The organism is Halomonas sp. ND22Bw, from assembly GCF_003011945.1.
GTDB classification, from domain to species: domain Bacteria; phylum Pseudomonadota; class Gammaproteobacteria; order Pseudomonadales; family Halomonadaceae; genus Halomonas; species Halomonas halophila.
Genome location: NZ_PXWD01001815.1, coordinates 1 through 235, shown reverse-complemented (window position 1 = coordinate 235; position 235 = coordinate 1). Strand labels below are relative to the sequence as shown.

At 68.5% G+C, this 235-nt stretch carries 1 protein-coding gene; it reads right to left on the bottom strand.

Features of this window, described 5'->3' with window-relative positions; translation table 11 throughout:
• Positions 1-235, bottom strand: a 235-nt coding sequence (locus CVH10_RS24530) for a transposase (RefSeq protein ID WP_181244768.1), incomplete at both ends; no start/stop codon positions are given.

Here is a 235-nt window from a genome sequence, read left to right as displayed (position 1 = left end):
GCTGCGCTGTTCACGGGTCTCCGGAAACACCTCCCGCAGTGCCTTCCATACCCCCAGGGCCCCATCACGGAGGGCCAGCACCGGGGCGGTCATCCCGCGGCGTCGGCATGAGCGCAGCAGATCAGCCCACGACTCTGTGGACTCCCGGAACCCATCGGTGAGCGCGACGAGCTCCTTGCGGCCGTCGGCGCGGACGCCGATCATCACGAGCAAGCACAGCTTCTCCTGCTCCAGG